This is a genomic window from Tsuneonella sp. HG222 (genome assembly GCF_053819185.1).
Map to the genome: position 1 here is coordinate 671,912 of NZ_JBSOQZ010000001.1, position 18,610 is coordinate 690,521.

Annotated in this window: 14 protein-coding genes; 6 read left to right on the forward strand and 8 right to left on the reverse strand. The window is 62.6% G+C overall.

The features are described 5' to 3' along the window. Positions 1-86 precede the first annotated feature (86 nt). Both ACWPMZ_RS03375 and ACWPMZ_RS03380 read left to right on the forward strand, forming a co-directional pair. On the forward strand, positions 87-4,847 hold the full coding sequence (locus ACWPMZ_RS03375; protein WP_455702598.1) for a HAMP domain-containing protein: 4,761 nt from the start codon (positions 87-89) through the stop codon (positions 4,845-4,847). Next, positions 4,844-6,721, forward strand: coding sequence for a response regulator (locus tag ACWPMZ_RS03380; protein WP_455702599.1), 1,878 nt, complete (start codon positions 4,844-4,846; stop codon positions 6,719-6,721). Before ACWPMZ_RS03375 ends, ACWPMZ_RS03380 begins: the two co-directional genes overlap by 4 nt. A gap of 216 nt (positions 6,722-6,937) precedes the next feature. Here the strand turns inward: ACWPMZ_RS03380 and ACWPMZ_RS03385 are convergent, their stop codons facing one another. The 6 genes from ACWPMZ_RS03385 to ACWPMZ_RS03410 are packed head-to-tail and all read right to left on the reverse strand — an operon-like array spanning position 6,938 to position 9,292. Then, entirely contained in the window at positions 6,938-7,228 is a 291-nt protein-coding gene (locus tag ACWPMZ_RS03385) for a hypothetical protein (RefSeq protein ID WP_455702600.1), read from the reverse strand. Further along, positions 7,229-7,405 carry a hypothetical protein gene (locus ACWPMZ_RS03390; RefSeq protein ID WP_455702601.1) on the reverse strand — a complete coding sequence of 59 codons (177 nt, stop codon included), beginning with the start codon at positions 7,403-7,405 and terminating at the stop codon, positions 7,229-7,231. It abuts the gene before it with no gap. Next, entirely contained in the window at positions 7,398-7,898 is a 501-nt protein-coding gene (locus ACWPMZ_RS03395; protein ID WP_455702602.1) for a group III truncated hemoglobin, read from the reverse strand. Before ACWPMZ_RS03395 ends, ACWPMZ_RS03390 begins: the two co-directional genes overlap by 8 nt. After that, entirely contained in the window at positions 7,895-8,215 is a 321-nt protein-coding gene (locus tag ACWPMZ_RS03400; RefSeq protein WP_455702603.1) for a DUF1971 domain-containing protein, read from the reverse strand. The genes ACWPMZ_RS03395 and ACWPMZ_RS03400 overlap by 4 nt, the downstream gene beginning before the upstream one ends. Before the next feature lies 1 nt (position 8,216). Next, entirely contained in the window at positions 8,217-8,651 is a 435-nt protein-coding gene (locus ACWPMZ_RS03405) for a histidine kinase (RefSeq protein ID WP_455702604.1), read from the reverse strand. Continuing rightward, on the reverse strand, positions 8,603-9,292 hold the full coding sequence (locus ACWPMZ_RS03410; protein WP_455702605.1) for an alternative oxidase: 690 nt from the start codon (positions 9,290-9,292) through the stop codon (positions 8,603-8,605). The genes ACWPMZ_RS03405 and ACWPMZ_RS03410 overlap by 49 nt, the downstream gene beginning before the upstream one ends. Before the next feature lie 146 nt (positions 9,293-9,438). Here ACWPMZ_RS03410 and ACWPMZ_RS03415 point away from each other — a divergent pair, with 146 nt between their 5' ends. Both ACWPMZ_RS03415 and fixJ read left to right on the forward strand, forming a co-directional pair. Further along, complete coding sequence (locus ACWPMZ_RS03415) at positions 9,439-10,923, forward strand: PAS domain-containing sensor histidine kinase (protein ID WP_455702606.1); 1,485 nt, start codon at positions 9,439-9,441, stop codon at positions 10,921-10,923. Further along, positions 10,913-11,536, forward strand: a complete 624-nt coding sequence (fixJ, locus tag ACWPMZ_RS03420; RefSeq protein ID WP_455702607.1) for a response regulator FixJ — start codon at positions 10,913-10,915, stop codon at positions 11,534-11,536. Before ACWPMZ_RS03415 ends, fixJ begins: the two co-directional genes overlap by 11 nt. Before the next feature lie 521 nt (positions 11,537-12,057). Here fixJ and ACWPMZ_RS03425 read toward each other — a convergent pair. After that, entirely contained in the window at positions 12,058-14,238 is a 2,181-nt protein-coding gene (locus ACWPMZ_RS03425) for a PQQ-dependent dehydrogenase, methanol/ethanol family (RefSeq protein ID WP_455702608.1), read from the reverse strand. 59 nt (positions 14,239-14,297) lie between these two features. After that, on the reverse strand, positions 14,298-14,903 hold the full coding sequence (locus tag ACWPMZ_RS03430) for an SOS response-associated peptidase (RefSeq protein ID WP_455702609.1): 606 nt from the start codon (positions 14,901-14,903) through the stop codon (positions 14,298-14,300). A gap of 79 nt (positions 14,904-14,982) precedes the next feature. Between ACWPMZ_RS03430 and ku the strand changes: the two genes are divergently transcribed. Together ku and ligD are read left to right on the forward strand one after the other, a co-directional pair. Next, positions 14,983-15,834, forward strand: coding sequence for a non-homologous end joining protein Ku (ku, locus tag ACWPMZ_RS03435; RefSeq protein WP_455702610.1), 852 nt, complete (start codon positions 14,983-14,985; stop codon positions 15,832-15,834). A gap of 94 nt (positions 15,835-15,928) precedes the next feature. Beyond that, positions 15,929-18,451, forward strand: coding sequence for a DNA ligase D (gene ligD, locus ACWPMZ_RS03440; RefSeq protein WP_455704156.1), 2,523 nt, complete (start codon positions 15,929-15,931; stop codon positions 18,449-18,451). Positions 18,452-18,610 lie beyond the last annotated feature (159 nt).

Below are 18,610 nucleotides of genomic sequence, written 5' to 3' on the forward strand. Positions count from 1 at the left end.
AACGGATCCTCGCCGGATGGAGCGGCCGATCACTCCAGGGAGATTGGGAAGTGGGGTCATCGCAAGAAGTCGATAGTTGTGCGCATTTGCGTAAGAACCTCATCGCGGCTTTAACACGGTTGCGCGAAGGCGATTTCACTGTCCGTCTCGGGCTGGACTCTAACGATCCGCGCGATGCCGAAATCGCTGTCCTTTTCAATGAGGTCGTGGGCCTGAACGAGACAATAGCCGACGAGTTCAATCGCGTCGCCAAGGTTGTCGGCAAAGAGGGTGAGATCACTCAACGCGCCAAGGTCAAAGGCGCGGCCGGCGGTTGGCAGATGAAGCTCAACGCCATGAACGAACTCGTCGACGACATGGTACAACCCACTACCGAAGTCGCCCGCGTAATCGGCGCGGTGGCCGAAGGCGATCTGTCGCAGCACATGTCGGTCGAGATAGACGGCCGCGGCCTCAAGGGAGAATTCCTGCGCATCGGCAAGGTCGTGAACACCATGGTCGATCAGCTCGGCTCCTTTGCCTCGGAAGTGACCCGCGTGGCGCGCGAGGTGGGTACCGAAGGCAAGCTCGGCGGGCAGGCACGAGTGAAGGGCGTGGCCGGTACCTGGCGCGACTTGACCGAAAATGTGAACCTAATGGCCGAGAACCTCACGGGTCAGGTTCGCAATATTGCGGAAGTCACCACCGCGGTGGCTCGCGGCGATCTTTCAAAGAAGATCACTGTCGACGTGAAGGGCGAAATCCTCGAGTTGAAAGTGACCGTCAATACGATGGTCGACCAGCTTAACGCCTTTGCCAGCGAGGTGACGCGAGTTGCGCGCGAAGTGGGTACCGAGGGCAAGCTGGGTGGCCAGGCCGAAGTGCCCGGTGTCGCGGGCACCTGGGCCGATTTGACCGACAACGTAAACCTGATGGCGGCGAACCTGACCGGACAGGTGCGCAACATCGCTGAAGTGACGACCGCTGTGGCACGTGGCGACCTGTCCAAAAAGATCACCGTGGAGGTGCGGGGCGAAATCGCCGAGCTCAAGAACACGATCAACACCATGGTCGACCAGCTCAACTCGTTCGCGTCCGAAGTTACTCGCGTTGCGCGCGAAGTCGGCACCGAAGGCAGGCTGGGCGGTCAGGCACGAGTGGAGGGCGTCGGCGGTACGTGGAAGGATCTTACCGACAACGTGAACGAACTCGCCGCAAACCTGACCGGCCAGGTGCGCAACATCGCCGAAGTTACCACCGCGGTGGCGCTGGGAGACCTGTCTAAGAAAATCACCGTCGATGTGAAGGGCGAAATCGCAGAGCTCAAGAACACGATCAACACGATGGTCGACCAGCTCAATTCGTTTGCCTCCGAAGTGACCCGCGTGGCGCGCGAAGTTGGCTCGGAAGGCAAGCTCGGCGGGCAGGCGGAAGTGCCGGGTGTTGCGGGCACTTGGGCTGACTTGACCAACAATGTGAACGAACTCGCCGCGAACCTGACCGGCCAAGTCCGCAACATCGCCGAGGTAACCACTGCGGTTGCGCGCGGCGACTTGTCAAAGAAGATCACGGTCGACGTGAAGGGCGAGATCCTCGAGCTGAAGGGCACCATCAACACAATGGTGGACCAGCTAAACTCGTTCGCTTCCGAAGTGACCCGCGTGGCGCGCGAGGTCGGCACAGAGGGCAAGCTCGGCGGACAGGCGGCTGTGCCTGGCGTCGGCGGCACCTGGAAAGATCTCACCGAGAACGTCAACCTGATGGCTGATAACCTGACCGGCCAGGTCCGTAACATCGCCGAAGTGACGACCGCCGTGGCGCGCGGTGACCTGTCAAAGAAGATCACCGTTGACGTGAAGGGCGAGATCCTTGAGCTCAAGAACACCGTCAACGTGATGGTGGATCAGCTGAATTCGTTCGCGTCCGAAGTGACCCGCGTGGCGCGCGAGGTCGGTACCGAGGGCAAGCTCGGTGGTCAGGCCGAAGTGCCGGGTGTCGGAGGTACATGGAAGGACCTGACCGACAACGTAAACCTGATGGCGACCAACCTGACCAACCAGGTGCGCGGTATCGCCGACGTCGTGACCGCGGTGGCGCAGGGCAACCTAAAGCGCAAGTTGACCGTCGACGCGAAAGGCGAGATCGCTGCGCTCGCCGAGACCATCAACGGCATGATCGAGACGCTTTCTACCTTCGGCGACCAGGTAACCAACATGGCGCGCGAGGTGGGTGTAGAAGGCCGCCTTGGTGGGCAGGCACGCGTACCTGGTGCCGCGGGTTTGTGGCGCGACCTCACAGATAACGTGAACCAACTTGCGGCCAACCTTACCAACCAGGTCCGGTCGATCGCCGAGGTGGCGACTGCCGTGACCAAGGGCGACCTTACGCGCTCGATCTCGGTGGAGGCATCGGGCGAGATGGCGTCGCTCAAGGACACGATCAACGAGATGATCGTAAACCTCAAGGACCAGACGCTCAAAAACGCCGAGCAGGACTGGCTCAAGACCAACCTCGCTCGATTCAGCCGCATGCTGCAGGGCGAGCGCGACCTTGCGACGATTTCCAATCTTATCATGAGCGAGCTCGCGCCACTCGTGAACGCACAATACGGCGTATTCTACGTAGCCAAGGACACCGATGGCCCGAGTGGTTCGCTGGATCTTGTCGCCAGTTACGGCGCTGGCGATCCGGAAAAAATGAAGCCACGATTTTCCCTACGGGAAGGTCTGATAGGACAGGCGGCGGCAGACAAGCGGCCTATGCGCCTCGATAACGTGCCAGGCGATTACATCCGCATCGGTTCTGGCCTTGGCGAGGGCCGCCCGGCCCACGTCAACATCCTGCCCGCCCTGTTCGAGGACGAGGTCAAAGCGGTGATCGAGCTCGCCAGCTTCGAGAAGTTCAACGAGACCCACCACAGTTTTCTGACTCAGCTCATGGAAACCGTCGGCATCGTGCTCAACACGATTGCGGCAACCATGCGGACCGAGGAACTGCTCAAGGAGTCGCAGCTGCTCACCACGGAACTGCAGACCCGCCAATCGGAACTCACGATCAAGCAGGAAGAACTGCACAACACCAACGAGGAGCTACAGGAAAAGGCGCAACTGCTCGAGAACGAGAAGAAGCAGGTCGAAGCGAAGAATTTTGAGATCGAGATGGCGCGCCGCGCGGTCGAGGAAAAGGCCGAGCAGCTTGCGCTGACCTCCAAATACAAGAGCGAATTCCTCGCCAACATGAGTCACGAATTGCGTACGCCGCTCAATTCGCTCCTCATCCTGTCAAAGCTGCTGGCCGACAACCAAGGGGGAAACCTCAACGAAAAGCAAACCGAGTTCGCGCGCACGATCCACGGCGCGGGTACCGATCTGCTCAACCTCATCAACGACATCCTCGACTTGTCGAAGATCGAATCCGGCACCGTTTCAATCGAACTCGGCGACATGCCGCTTGCCGCGCTGCAACAGCACATGGAGCGCACGTTCCGTCAGTTGGCCTCGGAAAAGGGCCTGGCCTTCGACGTCAACTTCTCGACCGAATTGCCCCAATCGATCCACACGGATGAAAAGCGGCTTCAGCAGGTCGTACTCAACCTCCTGTCCAATGCGTTCAAGTTCACAGCGCATGGAAAGGTTGAACTCGATGTCGGGATCGCCGCGTCGGGCTGGAACACCACTCATCCCGTCCTTCGTGACGTGACTGAAGCACTGGCAATTTCCGTGAGCGACACCGGGATTGGCATTCCATCCGACAAGCAGAAGCTCATTTTCGAAGCATTCCAGCAGGCCGACGGCACCACCAGCCGCAAGTACGGCGGCACCGGGCTCGGCTTGTCGATAAGTCGTGAGATTGCCGGCCTTCTGGGCGGAGAGCTTCAGGTCCGCTCGACACCTGGCGAAGGGTCGACGTTCACGCTGTTCCTGCCCTTGCGCGCCGCCAGTGCACCAGCACTATCGCATCCGGTGGCGAGTGACGCTTCGGCAATACTTCCCGTCGCGGAACCGACCGACGACCGCGGCAACCTTGGCAAAGACCCCGTTGTCCTGATCGTGGAGGACGACCCCACCTTCGCATCGATCTTGCTCGACATGGTTCATGAAGAAGGCCTCAAGGGTGTGATTTCACCCACCGGTAGCGGCACGATGGCGCTCGCCCGCAAGATCAAGCCTGCCGCCATTACGCTCGATTTGGGTCTGAGCGACATGGACGGTTTCGTCCTTCTCGACCTTCTGCGTGACGATGCCGAGACCGCCGCGATACCGGTCTATGTCATTTCTGGCGGGGAACTGGCTGAGGACGCGCGCAGCTTGGGCGCGACCGACGTAATCGAAAAGCCCGTCGAGCGAGAACGACTGACCCAGCTATTCAAAGGCGTGGCACAGCGCAAACCGCGCAAGGCTGGTGTGTCCAAGTCTCGCAGGAGGGCCGCCGCTCCGGCAAACGACCTTGTCGGCAAGCAGATACTCATCGTCGACGACGACATCCGCAACATCTATTCGTTGACCAGTGTGCTTGAAGCACATGGTGCGGCGGTCTTGCACGCGGAGCGCGGGCAGGAAGCGATCGATCTGCTTGAAAGCCATCCCGGCATCGATGTCGCCTTGGTCGACATCATGATGCCCGAAATGGACGGGTACGAAACGATTCGGCGCATCAGAGCCAAACCGCGCATCGCCGAAATTCCACTCGTCGCGGTAACTGCCAAGGCCATGGTCGGCGACCGCCAAAAATGTCTGGACGCCGGCGCCGACGACTATGTCGCCAAACCGGTCGATGTCGACGTGCTGATGGCACTCTTGCGGGTGACGTTCGAGAGAGCTGCGCTCGAGCGACCTGATGGTCGCCGCGCGAAAAAGGCAGCTGCATGAACCAAGCCGTGATCAGCGACAGCCCTGCGAAGATCCTGATCGTTGACGATGACGACCGCAACCTGCTCGCCCTGTCGGAAGTCCTCGCGCCGATTGCCGAAGTTGTCTGCACCAGCTCCGGCCGTGATGCCCTGCGCCAATTGCTGCGCGAGGAATTCGCGGTCATCCTTCTTGATGTTTTCATGCCAGATCTCGACGGGTACGAGACTGCCGCGCTGATCCGCCAGCGCGACCAGACCGCGCGGACACCGATCATCTTCTTGTCAGCCGTGAATAAGGAAACCGAGCACCTGATGCGCGGTTACGAGATGGGCGCTGTCGACTACGTGTTTAAACCGGTGGATCCGGTGGTCATTAAATCGAAGGTCGCCGTATTCGTTGACCTGTTTCGCACTCGGCGCCAGCTCGAAACCAGCGAAAAGCGGCAAGCATCGATCCTGCGCGCGCTGCCCATGGCGATCTACGAGATCACCGACCGCAACGGCGAAATGGTCCGCCAGTTTCGCGGCGGCGACCTTGCCCACTTCCTCGGCGATGAAGCGGAGTCGGTGCTGCGTGGGGATCGTGAATGGCAGGAATGGGTCCATCCTGATGATCGCCTGCGCTTGTTGCAGGAGACTGACCTCAGCGACAGCGTGGTGGTCGAATACCGCTGGATCAGTCCCCAAGGATCGCGCCACCATATCCTCGACCAGCGGGTGCGCACAGGCAGTGGGGCTGCACGTGGTTGGGCAGGGTCGATGCTCGACATCACCGAGCGCAAGGAACTGGAGGCCCGGCTGGTCCATGCCGGGAAGCTCGATGCGTTGGGCCAACTCACCGGAGGGGTCGCTCACGATTTCAACAACCTCCTCGCCGCCATGCTCGGTGGGATCAACATCCTCGAGCGAAGACTAAAACTGGGCGATCGTGAACAGCTCGTCGTCGATCAGATGCGCCACGCGGCAACGCAAGGGACCGAATTGGTTCGGCGCATGATGGCCTTCGCCCGCCAGCAGGAATTGACCCCCACAAGTGTCGACCCGACGAGCCTGTGCGAAGCGGTGGCCGGGCTCGTGAAACATACTCTCGGCGGCAAGGTCGAGGTCGTCTGGGACTGCGCCGACGCAGGCCACAACCTGTTTGTCGATCGCGGCCAACTGGAACTGGCGGTGATGAATCTCATCATCAACGCTCGCGATGCGATGCCCGACGGCGGCACCATCCATGTCTCGATTTCCGAGGGAAAAACAGGCGACCCCAACAAGCCGATGCTGAGCATCATCGTCGCGGACACCGGGTCGGGCATACCCGACGACATCCTCGCCAAGGTCATCGAACCGTTCTTTACCACCAAGGAAGTGGGCAAGGGGACCGGCCTCGGACTGTCGATGGTGTCGGGCTTCGCGCACCAGTCCGGCGGGGAAATCCGAATCAACAGCAAAGTCGGCAAGGGCACTCGGATCGAGCTTATCCTGCCCGCGACTCGGTCCGAAGCAAGCGAAGTCAGTCTTGCCCTCGATCCCGACGAAGACTTGGACTGGATTAGGGGTAAGACGTTCGTTCTGGTCGACGATGACGATGCGGTCCGTGTCGTACTCGGCGAACAGTTACGCGATGCTGGCGGTACCGTGCGCGATTTTGCCAGCGGCAATGCGGCTATAGCGGGCATCGAACGCGATAGGGATTTTGTCGACTTCGTACTGAGTGACTTCGCGATGCCCGGCCTTGATGGGATCAAGACGTTACAGAAAATCGGCGAACTCATCCCAAAGGCTCGGCGCGTCCTGATGACAGGGAATGCCGACGATCCACGTCTGACAACCGTCAAAAATATACCGGTCCTCCGCAAGCCGCTGACCCTCCAGCAGATATCGGAAATCATGACCGTGTAATCAGTAGAGCGTATTCCGACCCTGACCAACTGGCCAAAGAGTGCTGTGCGCTTCGACCACCAAAAGCCAGCAGTCGGAAATTCGCTCAATAGCTGGCGATTGGCCGGCTAACCGTGCACGACGGATCCAAATTTTCCGCGGGATCATGAGCCGGCCACTTTTTATGAATGGCATTATCGTCCTGAGTGGCTGATTTGTGCCCTAATCTGGGCCATTTTATAAGCTGCGCACTGTCGCGCTGATCAACGCAATCGCAATCCCGAAGAAAGCAACCGCGACGGGCACGATTAGTACCTGGCCGTACACTTCACGGCGGGTGAGGGATCCGAACGCGGTCTGGAGAACGGATCCGGTGCGCTCCAGCGGACTGTCGGATTGAGCCGGCCCTTGGCGCAGCAGCGCGCGCGCAGCTGCGAAGAAGATCGTTACGTAGAATGCGGAGATGGCGATTGCGAAGGAGGCATTTGCTCCGCCCGTCGCACCGAGAAGGGCAAGCAGGAAGACCACTTAGGAACCGACCATCGTGATCCACACCGCAGACGGCAACTCGAAGAGCCGCGCTTCCGGTGCAAGCAATCGAACGTTGTTGTTGGCTTCACTCTCGATGACCAACGAGGGACGCCGCGTGGCGACGCGTTGGTCTTGAACCGAGGCAGGTTGCGGCTGGCGAAGTGCTTCAGGCATGGGGCAGGTCCTTTCCTGCGCGCCCGGCGATCAATCCATCGCGGCGCATTGCGATTGCCGTCAAAAGACTGTCGGCGATCATCCGGGCGCGCCCGCCGACGAACTGGGTCGCCTCGCAACCACCTTCCGCCTGGCGTAGCGTCTCATAGAAGAGCTCTAGCCAGCGGGCGAAGTGGTGGAGTTCGAGGCCGGGGATCGCGAGGTGCTTGAGCATCGGATTGCCCGAGAACTCCCCGCTGTTGTGCAGGACCGAACGCCAGAAGGCCTTCATGCGCGCCAGATGCGGCGGCCAATCGACGATCCGCTCTGCGAAGATCGGACCGAGCAGGTCGTCCTCGCGGATCTTCTCGTAGAAATCCTCCACTAGATTATCGACGAAATCAGCATCAACTCCGACGGATTCGGCGGCTGCACGTTTTTCGGCACGCTTCACCAGGGCAATTGTGCGAGTGTCGGGCCGCTCATCTTCCGGAATCGCAGTTCGGATGGTCATGCGCCACTCCTTTCTTGGCTGGCGCCGGGTTCCCGAAGGAACCGAACGTGAAACCGCACCTCGCCCAGGGGTTCGACACGGTGCAGGATCGTGGGCTCGACAACACCGGCCTCGCCGTCGGCCACCAGGGTCTGCTCGCAGTTGGGCTGGCGGGGGTCGGTCACGAGGTAGCGGAGCTTGCCGCTCTCGACTTCGATCAGCCCCCAAACCCCGTCCTTGGTCGAGTGATCGCCCAGCAAGCCGGCGGGAACGGTCGTTTCGGTGAAGGTTGCGGTCTGCTTGTAGACCTCGAGGCCGGGGGGAAGCGCCGGTTTCATGTCATGCTGCTTTCTGACGCCCGAGCAGGGCCGATATCGCGTTGCTGAGCTCGTCGCCGAGTAAGGGTTTCTCGATTACAACTGCGCCAAGTGATGCGGCGCGTGTTCGGAACTGCGTGGCGGGGTTCGTCACGAGTACGATAGCCATGGCCGCGCATCCCGTTTCCCGCAGTCCCGCGAGGAAGCCGAGGCCGTCCCCCCGGTAGTTCTGATCGATCACCAGAATCCGCGCTGCGGAGTTACCCCTGGCGGGCCCGCCCGCGATGGTCGTCAACCCTTCGATGGCGAGCGAGAACTGCAGGGAGGAAAGGACCGGGACGTCGTCGATGAACAAGCCAATCACGTTCGAGCGATCCATGTCCGTTCCTCCTTCCTTGCGGCCCTCGATCAGGCCGCGTTCTTCCAGTTGGGTTCCAGAGCGGCGTGCGGCGGGCATTCGGCCACCTGACCAACCGGCAGGCCGGCGAGTTCGTTGGCGAAGCCGTGGTTCACGTCGCGGTGGTGAGCCTCATCGGCCCGTACCACTAGGACGACGTCGCGCAGCGTCGCATCGTCGGGCAGGCCCCAGTACCGCCTAGCGATTTCGGGAGCTGGCACGTTCGCGCTGCGACCCTCGTCGATTTCGGCGAGGTAGTGGGTATAGCTGATCACCGCTTCTTCCTCGAAGTAGCCGACCACGCGGTGCGCGGTCTTGCTGCTGACCATATAGAGTCCGAAGAAGAACACGTAGAACACCCATTGAACGCCAATGATCACCGCCCGCTCGAACAACGTAGGCTTGGAGATCTCGATGAAGGTCATCAGGTGCATGCGCTCATTTTCGGCTTCGTCCATGAGCGTCTTGATCCAGCCCTTGTCGTCGCACATGCGGCGTAGGCAGGCGAGATGGTTGATTGTCGCCCCGACCATTCCGGGTACGGCAGCTACGGTCTCCAGCACGACGGCACGGTGGCCGTAACGCTCGGCAAAGAAGGTGTCGGCGCACCAGCGAAGTGCCTTGGTGAAGCCGAACGCGATCCGGTCCGACAACCCGCGAGGGTTGTGGTGAACGCCTAGATCGATGAAGGGTGCAGTCATTGAAACTTCTCCGCTTGGCGGCACGCTGAACTGGAAGCGCCGCTGCTGGAGACGATCTAGGCTCATGGACGGAAACGCGAAATTTGGATGATCACCCTACGGAGAGCGCCCTAAGGGCCTTACCGGAGGCAGTGCCGGCCAGCTTCATGAGCCGGTTCCTGCCCCGTCTGTCGTTTGCCGCCGCGCTGTTGCTGGCGCTTGCCGCAATCTGCGCAGGTGCGGGGATGCGGCTGCTTTTTGCCGAGGAACTGGCGCAGCGCGCCACGTTCATCTTCTTCGTGCCGGGGGTGGTGGTTGCCAGCGCCTTGTCGGGGCTCCGCGCGGGTGCGGTCGCAGTGGTTGCCGGCGCCGCCGCAGGCCTGTGGTGCGACGCCATGGCAGGACCGGTGACCCAAGGCAGTTACATTGCGGCGGTCGCGTTCGTGGTCATCGGCGTTTCGGTCGCTTTCGGGGGCGAGTGGTTCCAGAGGGCAAGGGTCGAGACCGAGGCATCAGCGATGATCCTCGCACGCCGGGAAGCGCACTTGCAGTCGATCCTCGATACCGTGCCCGATGCCATGGTCGTGATCGATGAGGCGGGCGCGATCCGGGAGTTCAGCCCGACTGCCGAGCGCATGTTCGGCTGGACGGCGACCGAAGTGGCCGGTCGCAATGTCAACCTGCTGATGCCGGATCCCTATCGCAGCGCGCACGACGGCTATCTCGCACGGTACTACCGGACTGGCGTGAAAAGGATCATCGGCCAGGGCAGGGTGGTGGTGGGCTCCCGACGGGATGGTTCCACCTTTCCGATCGAACTCGCGGTCGGCGAAATGGTCGCGGACGGACAGCGCTTTTTCACCGGCTTCATCCGCGATCTGACCGAGCGGCAGCAGGCCGAGGCAAGGTTGCAGGAACTACAGACCGAGCTGGTCCATATCTCGCGGTTGACCGCCTTGGGCGAGATGGCCTCTGCGCTTGCACACGAAATCAATCAGCCGCTCTCCGCGATCGCAAACTACTTGAAAGGTACGCGAATCCTGCTGGGACGCGACGAGGTTCCGCATGAGCGCGTGGCGGAGGCGGTGGAAAGGGCGGCCACCGAAGCCTTGCGTGCCGGGGAGATTATCCGCCGGTTGCGGGATTTCGTGGCGCGCGGCGAGACCGAGCGGACCATCGAAAGCCTGCCTACGCTGGTCGAAGAAGCGAGCGCGCTCGCCCTTGTAGGGGCCAAGGAGCACGGCATTCGCGTGCGATACGATTTCAGTCCGGGGATCGATCTCGTTCTTGCCGACAGGGTGCAGATCCAGCAAGTCGTGCTCAACCTCGTGCGAAACGCGGTCGACGCGATCTCGGAATCGGACACGGATCGCCGCGACCTGACCATTGCGATCGAACCGGCTGATGAAGCGATGGCTCTTGTCAGGGTGACCGACACGGGACCGGGTATCGACCCGGAGGTGGCCGAGAAGCTTTTCCAGCCCTTCGTCACGACCAAGCGAACTGGCATGGGCGTGGGGCTCTCCATTTCCCGCACGATCGTAGAGGCGCACGGCGGGCGAATATGGGGACAGGAAGCGCCGGGTGGCGGCGCCGAATTCGGCTTTACTTTGCAGGCAGTTGCAGACGAGGAACTCTACGATGGAGAATGACGAGGCGAGGGACGCGATCGTTTACGTGATCGACGATGACGAGAGCGCGCGTCAATCGCTGGAATTCCTACTGGACGTCGCTGGAATTCGGGTTCGCTCGTTCTCGTCCGCGGACGCTTTCGTGAAATCCGACCCTCCGCTCGGAGGGGCCTGCATCGTCACCGACGTGCGGATGCCCGGCATTAGCGGGATCGAACTCGCCGCCAGGATGTCAGAGGGAGGCGGCGGTGCCCCGGTGATCGTCATCACGGGCCACGCCGATGTTCCGCTGGCGATACAGGCGATGAAGGCCGGTGCCGCCGACTTCATCGAAAAGCCCTTCGACGATGAAACGATCGTTTCGGCAATCCGCACCGCGCTGGCGCGACGGGGAGAAGAGGAGGAGGGGCAGTCGCAGCGACGCGAGGTCGTTGCCCGCATCGAAACGCTGTCTCGCAGGGAGCGCGAAGTCGTCCAAGGTCTGGTCGAAGGCAAGGCCAATAAGGTCATCGCGATCGACCTGGACATCAGTCCGCGAACGGTCGAGGTCTACCGGGCCAACGCGATGATGAAAATGCAGGCGAAGACGCTGTCTGACCTGGTGAGAATGATGACCATCGCAACGATCACCTGACGGAATGCGGATATCAGGACTCGCGTTCGGCCCTGTGCTGCCCAAAAGCGGACAGTCTGCAATCGGCCCAAACGCTGCCGCGTCGCGACTGGTGCTAAGTCCCCCAGTCCCAATTGTTCGCGGGACCGCTGGGAAAGCCGATTTTCGCATAATCGCCGTTATCATCGCGCGGCTGGCAACGGTGATTATTGATAGGTCTTCTCGACCATCAGTAACCATCAACTGTAAGCTGCTCAGGCCAAACTTCCGTATCTTAATTTCAATGCCCCGGCGGTCCCTTTGAAAAGATGGGACCGCTGGGCTTTTCGATCGCTGCCGAACTTCGTATCGATTTGGTGCGAAAGTTCTGCATCGGCCGACCGAGATCGAGCGGGTGGGTCCGTCGATTTGAATTCGCCGCCAGCCTGCTGGCTCTAAGGGTCGATTGCTCCTGCTGAGAGGTCGCCGGCGAACGCCGTGTCACGCGCACGCTTGAAGGCCACGGACGGCAAGGCCGCTGAATGCCTCGTGATGCTGAGACGCTAGTCGCCTGCCCGCGCCGGCCCCTTGTCGCCGGTCTTGTCCGGCGGTGCGAGTTGGTCGGGCGGAAGCTTGGCCATCCGCGCCGCTTCGGTCAGCACGTAGCCGCGGATCGCCTCGACCTGCGCGGCGTCGAGCCACGGCTTGAAGGCGATCATCCCGTTGTCTGCCAGAGCGCCGTCGAGCACGATCGCTCGCCAAGCCTCCGCGTCCGTTGTGACTGCGGAGCGGAAGAGGTTCGGATTGACCGGTCCCCCGTGGCAGATGTTGCAGAAGGCAAGGTACTGCGTTGCGCCCTCGGCCAACTGCCCGGCGGTGAATTTCTCGCTCGAAGTCGCAAAGGGCGGCGGGGTGAAGGCGGGCAGTGGAGGCAACTTGGCCGTGCCGCCTAGCTTGAACGCCAACAGCACGCCGTTGGGCGCCGGACGGCGCATCCACGGGCTCGGCGTCGCAACGCCCATCGATCCGCCATACCCGGCGAGCACCGCGACGTATTGCTCCCCGCGCACACGGTAGGCAATTGGTCCCGCCACGATGCCGCGCCCCCCGTTGAACTTCCACAATTCCTTCCCCGTATCGGCGGCATAGGCATGGAACCAGCCATAGGGATCGCCCTGGAACACAAGGTTGCCCCCGGTCGCCAGCGTGCCGCCGTTCCACGGCCATTCCTTCTCGATCGTCCAGGCGGCCTTCTGCTTGACCGGATCCCACGCGACGAGCGCACCGCGGTTCATTGCCGCCAGCGCTGCTCGGCGCTGCAAGGGCGTGGCGCCGGGCACAGTCCCCTCGGGCGGGGCCATGAAGGCGACCCCGGTATTCCAGCGGCCGATGTGGCGGGTGTAGTTCGCGTCGTCGGCCATCGCCATCGGCACGTGCATCATCGGCAGGTAGACCAGGCCCGTCTTGGGCGAGAAGCTCATCGGGTGCCAGGCATGCGCGCCGATGCCGGAGGGCCAGATGAGATACGGCGCGTCCTTGTACCGCACGCCGGCCTTCTCGACCGGGCGGCCCGTTGCCAGATCGATCCGTTCGGCCCAGTTCTGCGGCGCGTAAGGCTCTGCGCTGATCAGTTTGCCGTTGCTCCGGTCGATCAGGTAGAAGAACCCGTTCTTGGGCGCCTGCATCACGACCTTGCGCGGCTTGCCGTCGATTTCGAGGTCGGCCAGCGTCATCTGCTGGGTCGCAGTATAGTCCCAGCTTTCTCCCGGATTGAGCTGGTAGTGCCACTTGTACGCGCCGGTGTCCGGATCGAGCGCGAGGATCGAGGACAGGAACAGGTTGTCGCCCTTGCCGGCGCTACGCGCGCGGTGGTTCCACGGACTGCCGTTGCCCACCCCGACGAGCAGCTGGTCGAACTCCGCATCGTAGACGACCGAGTCCCACACCGTGCCGCCTCCGCCCATCTCCCACCACTTTCCCGCCCAGGTCTTGCCGGCTACCCCAGCCCACACCTCGTCCGAGGCGGCACCGTCAGGTCCGTCGGCGGGGTTGGGCGGCACGGTATAGAACCGCCAGGCGAGAGCGCCGCTGTCCGCATCGTAGGCCGAGAGGTATCCGCGCACGCCAAGCTCGGCGCCGCTGTTGCCGATGATGACCTTGCCGCGCACCACGCGCGGAGCCATCGTGATCGTGTAGGGCTTGTCCTGGTCGACCGTGACGACATCCCACAGCTTGGCCCCGGTGCCGGCATCCAGCGCGATCAGTCGCCCGTCGATCGTGCCGACGAAAACCTTGCCGCCCCACACCGCAACGCCGCGGTTGACCACGTCGCAGCAGGCATGCGCGCCCTTGTCGCCTCGCACCTGCGGATCGAACCGCCAGAGCTCCGCGCCAGTCGCGGCGTCCACGGCCATGACCTTCGACCAGGCGGTCGAAAAATACATCGTGCCGTCGACCACGATCGGCGTCGCCTCCTGCCCGCGGGCAGTATCGAGCGGCACCGAAAAGGCGAGGGCCAAGTCGCCGACATTGCCGTCGTTCACGTCCTCGAGCGGCGAGTAGCGCTGTTCGGCATAGGTCCGCCCGTGGCTCAGCCAGTTGTCGGGATCGTCTTCCGCCGCCTCTAGCCGCGCCTGGTCGATCCGCCCGAACTGGGCCTCGCTCGCGCCCGTGCCGAGATCGCCTGCCGGCATGTCGCACCCGCCGAGCAAGAGGGCCGTGGCCGCCAGAAATCGGAAATGCATGCGATCCCTCCCAGAACCTTTGGCCGGGAGTGTGCCGTGCCCGGCGGCGAAGGCAAGCGCTACGTCTTCCGGCGCACCCAGGGTTCGGCGGTCCGATCCGTCGCCATCACGTCGGGATAGGGGCGGCACAGGATGGCCGCGTCATCGGGCGCGCCGTCGAGCCAGTCGGCCCAGTCGCCAGGGCGCAGGATCACCGGCATCCTTGTATGGACGTCGGCCACGTGCTGGCACGCTTCGGTCATGACCATCGAAAAGGCCGGGCCCCATTCGGGCGTGTCGCGCCAGATCCCGGCCACGGCGAAGACGGGTTGGTCGGGCAGGGAAAACCACGTCCGAGTCATCGACCCCTTCGGTCCTTCGGCCTCGGCGAACTCGGTGACGGGGATCAGGCAGCGGCGTTCCTCGAACGAATAGCGCCACATGAAGCTGTTTAGCTTGTCGGCGCGGGTGTTGTTGACCGGCTTGGGCTTGAGCGGCTGTCCGTTCTTTCCCTTCAGCACCAGCGGGAAACCCCAGGTCATCGAACGCAGCGTGCCCTGCGCGACGACCAGACCCGGATATCCCGGATAGACCTCTGCCCCGGCATTCCCCACGCTGCCCAGTTTCGCATCGAACAGGTGCGCCACTTCGTCGGCGTTCTTCGTCATGCGATAAAGATTGCACATGATCCGGGCATAGGACGCGGAACCGCGCGCCGACAAGCGAGTCGACTCAGCAGTCGGGTTGATTGAACAGGAGGTTTGCATGGCCGCACGCGCATATTGGCAGGGCCAGATACGGCTCGCCCTCGTCTCGATCCCGGTCGAAATTTACGCCGCCGCGAAGTCGGGCGCATCGATCAGCTTCCGCCAGATCCACGAGCCGAGCGGAAAACCGATCAATTACGAGAAGGTCGTGCAGGGCATCGGCCCGATCGACACAGACGACATCGTCAAGGGGTACGAAGTGTCGAAGGGCAACTTCGTTCTACTGCAGGACGAGGAGATCGAGGCGGTGAAGATCGAAAGCCGCAAGACGCTCGACCTGGTGCAGTTCGTCGGCGTCGACGAGATCGACCCGCTCTATTTCGAGAAACCCTATTACGTGGTGCCGCAGGACGACCTGGCCGAGGAAGCCTTCATCGTCCTGCGCGAGGCGTTGCGCCAGGCCAAAAAGGTGGCGTTGGGCCAGCTTTCGGTGCGCGGGCGCGAGCAACTGGTCGCGCTCAAGCCGTGCGGCAAGGGCATTCTGATGGAAACGCTGCGCTATGCCGACGAGGTCCGCAAGGGCCAGTCGTTCTTCAACGAGATCCCCGCCAGCAAGCCGTCGAAGGACCTGCTGCAACTGGCGACCACGCTCATCGACCAGAAGACCGCCCCGTTCGATGCGAGCGAATTCCACGATCGCTACGTAGATGCGCTCAAGCAGCTCGTTGCCAAGAAGGCCAAGTCCAAGGGCAAGATGGTGCTCGAGGATGTCGACGAGCCCGCGCAGCGCGGTTCGAACGTGATCGACCTGATGGCGGCGCTGAAGAAATCGGTCGGCTCCGACGAGAAGAAGGCCGCGCCCGCCAAGAAGCCGGCGGCGAAGAAGGCCCCCGCGAAGAAGCGGGCCTGATGGAATCCTGCAATCCCCTCCGGCCACCCGCAATGAGCAAGGTGACGCCGGCGCGACTGGCCGGGCAGGGCTGTAACGTAGAAAGGGAGGTCGAATCTTGAGCAAGACCGATCCTCTTGCCGAATACAATCGCAAGCGCGATTTCAAAAAGACCGCCGAGCCTGCGGGCAAGCGCGCGAAGAGCGATGGTGGCAACCGGTTCATCGTCCAGAAGCACGATGCGACGCGCCTCCACTGGGATCTGCGGCTGGAGGCGGACGGCGTTCTGAAATCATGGGCGGTCACGAAGGGGCCGAGCCCCGACCCCGACATCAAGCGGCTGGCCGTGCGGACCGAAGACCATCCGATGGCCTACGCGGACTTCGAAGGCTCGATCCCCAAGGGCGAATATGGCGGCGGCACGGTCATGCTGTGGGACCGCGGGACCTGGACGCCGGTCGAAGGGAAGAGCTGGAAGGACATCGACAAGGGCCATCTGCACTTCACGCTCGAAGGCGAGCGCATGAACGGCGAGTGGCTGTTGATAAGGCTGAAGAAAAAGCCGGGAGAAAAGCGGGAGAACTGGCTCCTGCGCAAACTCGACGATGCGCACGCCGAGGCGGGCGACGGGTTGGTGCAGCGCGAACTGACCAGCGTATTGACCGGCCGCACGATGGCCGAGATCGCGGCCGACGAGGACGGCGAGTTCTCGCTCAAGGGCAAGAAGGGCGACGACTTCGCCGCGGTCATGACCAAGGCGGCGAAGCGCAATGCCAAGGCAAGCAAACCCGCGAAAGCAGCGCCGATGCCCAAGTTCCGCGCGCCGCAACTGGCCACGCTGGTCAGCGACGTGCCGGCCGGCAACGGCTGGCTGCACGAAATCAAATTCGACGGATATCGCGCGATCGTCGGCTGCAAGGGCGGGCAGGTGAAGGTCTGGACCCGCAGTGGCAAGGATTGGACCGACAAGTTCGGCCCGCTGGTCGAGGCGCTGGCAGCGCTCGACCTGCCGCCCTGCCTGATCGACGGCGAGATCGTGGCGCACGACAAAGCCGGCAATCCCGACTTCTCCACCCTGCAGCAGGTCCTCAAGCGCGGGCACGGCAGCCAGGGGGAGGACGACAGCCTGGCATTCCATGCCTTCGATCTGCTGGAGGTAAACGGCGAGGATCTTTCCTCGCATACCAACATCGAGCGCAAGGAACGGCTCGAGGGACTGCTGGCGCAGGCGGGGCCGCCGGTGTTCGTAGCGGATCATGTGATCGGATCGGGCGAGAAGCTGTTTCGCGCGATGTGCGATGCCGGGCAGGAAGGCATCATCTCGAAGAAGATCGAGGCGGCCTATTCCGGCCGGCGGAGCAAGGCCTGGGTCAAGGTGAAGTGCACCCGGCGGCAGGAATTCGTCCTCATTGGCTGGAAGAAGTCGACCGCCAAGGGCCGCCCGTTCTCGTCGCTTCTGCTCGCCCAGCACGAAGGCAAGAAGCTGATCTACAAGGGCAATATCGGCACCGGCTTCACGCAGGACGGGATGGCCGAGCTGACCCGCAAGATGAAGCCGCTGGAGCGTGCCACGCCCCCGGCCGAGGTGGACAAGACATCCAGCAGGGGCGTCACCTGGCTCTCCCCCAAGCTTGTCGCGGAAGTGGCCTTTGCCGAATTCACCGCCGACGGGAACGTGCGCCACGGCAGCTTCCTGGGCCTGCGCAGCGACAAGGATGCCGCCGAGGTGGTGCCCGAACGGGCAAATCAAGCGCTCGACGAGGGGGCCGAACGACCCGAATCGGTGCGGATCACCAACCGCGACCGGGTGATCTTCCCCGAAAGCGGGCAGACCAAGGGCGAGCTTGCGGATTATTACCAGGAAATCGCTGCCCTGATGCTGCCCTGGGCCGCGCGGCGCCCGATCAGCCTGGTGCGCTGCCCCCAGGGCCGGGCCAAGAAATGCTTCTTCCAGAAGCACGACAGCGGATCCTTCGGCGAACACGTCCACCACGTTCCGATCCGCGAGAAGGACGGCCAGACCGAGGACTATCTCTATGTCGAGGAAGCTGCTGGGCTGGTCGCCTGCGTGCAGATGGGCACGATCGAGTTCCACGGCTGGGGCGCGCGGTCCGACGACGTCGAGGCGCCCGACCGCATGGTGTTCGATCTCGATCCCGACGAAGGGCTCGACTTCGGCGCGGTAAAGCAGGCGGCAAAGGACATTCACGACCGGCTGGCCGATCTCGGTCTGGCGAGCTTCGCGATGCTGTCGGGCGGCAAGGGGGTCCACGTCGTGGTTCCCTTTGCCCGTGGCCATAGCTGGGAAGCGCACAAGGATTTTTCCCGCCGTTTCGCCGAGGCGCTGAGCATGGCCGAGCCCGACCGGTTCGTCGCCACGATGAGCAAGGCGAAGCGCAAGGGGAAGATCTTCATCGACTGGTTGCGCAACCAGCGCGGCAGCACCGCCGTCTTGCCGTACAGCGCAAGGGCGCGCCCCGGGGCTCCGGTCGCGGTGCCGATCGCTTGGGGCGAGTTGAAGGACATGGCCGATGCGCACCCGTTCTCGATCGCCGACACGGCACGGCTGCTCGCCCGCGCCCGGGGAAAAGGTCTCGCCGGCTGGGGGTTCTCCGAACAGAAATTGCCCGGGTTTTGATGGGTCGCTCTCTCGGAAGGGGCTCGTCAATTGCGGCGAAAAAGCGTCCGGTTGCAGGTGAAACCGTGGCAATTATGATACACTCGACTTTTCTGACGTTGCCGTGGGCACCAAATACGGTTTAGAGCGTCTTCGGTTTGTTGCTGCAGCGTTCGCTTT

Bases quoted from the DNA above. Each gene is read 5' to 3' on its own strand.
- ACWPMZ_RS03380 (WP_455702599.1), top strand. From the start codon at position 4,844: ATGAACCAAGCCGTGATCAGCGACAGCCCTGCGAAGATCCTGATCGTT.
- ACWPMZ_RS03390 (WP_455702601.1), bottom strand. From the start codon at position 7,405: ATGCCTGAAGCACTTCGCCAGCCGCAACCTGCCTCGGTTCAAGACCAA.
- ACWPMZ_RS03395 (WP_455702602.1), bottom strand. From the start codon at position 7,898: ATGACCATCCGAACTGCGATTCCGGAAGATGAGCGGCCCGACACTCGC.
- ACWPMZ_RS03400 (WP_455702603.1), bottom strand. From the start codon at position 8,215: ATGAAACCGGCGCTTCCCCCCGGCCTCGAGGTCTACAAGCAGACCGCA.
- ACWPMZ_RS03405 (WP_455702604.1), bottom strand. From the start codon at position 8,651: ATGCCCGCCGCACGCCGCTCTGGAACCCAACTGGAAGAACGCGGCCTG.
- ACWPMZ_RS03410 (WP_455702605.1), bottom strand. From the start codon at position 9,292: ATGACTGCACCCTTCATCGATCTAGGCGTTCACCACAACCCTCGCGGG.
- ACWPMZ_RS03415 (WP_455702606.1), top strand. From the start codon at position 9,439: ATGAGCCGGTTCCTGCCCCGTCTGTCGTTTGCCGCCGCGCTGTTGCTG.
- fixJ (WP_455702607.1), top strand. From the start codon at position 10,913: ATGGAGAATGACGAGGCGAGGGACGCGATCGTTTACGTGATCGACGAT.
- ACWPMZ_RS03425 (WP_455702608.1), bottom strand. From the start codon at position 14,238: ATGCATTTCCGATTTCTGGCGGCCACGGCCCTCTTGCTCGGCGGGTGC.
- ACWPMZ_RS03430 (WP_455702609.1), bottom strand. From the start codon at position 14,903: ATGTGCAATCTTTATCGCATGACGAAGAACGCCGACGAAGTGGCGCAC.
- ku (WP_455702610.1), top strand. From the start codon at position 14,983: ATGGCCGCACGCGCATATTGGCAGGGCCAGATACGGCTCGCCCTCGTC.